Genomic DNA, 514 nt, shown 5'->3' on the forward strand with positions numbered 1-514 from the left:
CTAAGCACATAATTGCTCACAGCCAAACTATCAGGTCAAGTCTGCTTTTATTATTTTTAAGCGTGCATAATAAGCCCTACACAAATTGGGAGATATATCATGAAAGGCTGGCTTTTTCTTGTTATCGCAATAGTTGGCGAAGTAATCGCAACATCCGCATTAAAATCTAGCGAGGGCTTTACTAAGCTTGCCCCTTCCGCCGTTGTCATAATCGGTTATGGCATCGCATTTTATTTTCTTTCTCTGGTTCTGAAATCCATCCCTGTCGGTGTTGCTTATGCAGTCTGGTCGGGACTCGGCGTCGTCATAATTACAGCCATTGCCTGGTTGCTTCATGGGCAAAAGCTTGATGCGTGGGGCTTTGTAGGTATGGGGCTCATAATTGCTGCCTTTTTGCTCGCCCGATCCCCATCGTGGAAGTCGCTGCGGAGGCCGACGCCATGGTGACGGTGTTCGGCATTCTGAATCTCACCGAGGACTCCTTCTTCGATGAGAGCCGGCGGCTAGACCCCGC

General features: G+C 48.8%; 1 protein-coding gene. It reads left to right on the forward strand.

Translation table 11 applies throughout. The features are described 5' to 3' along the window. The first annotated feature begins 99 nt into the window (after positions 1-99). The gene (locus ACXIZN_RS43320) at positions 100-447 is read left to right on the forward strand and encodes a quaternary ammonium compound efflux SMR transporter QacE delta 1 (protein WP_000679427.1); all 348 of its coding nucleotides are present in this window, start codon (positions 100-102) and stop codon (positions 445-447) included. The last annotated feature ends 67 nt before the right edge of the window (positions 448-514 follow it).

The sequence above is a fragment of the Amycolatopsis sp. TRM77291 genome (assembly GCF_054166285.1).

What these genes read in the sequence shown, in the direction of transcription:
- ACXIZN_RS43320 (WP_000679427.1), top strand. Translation starts at nt 100, where the DNA reads ATGAAAGGCTGGCTTTTTCTTGTTATCGCAATAGTTGGCGAAGTAATC.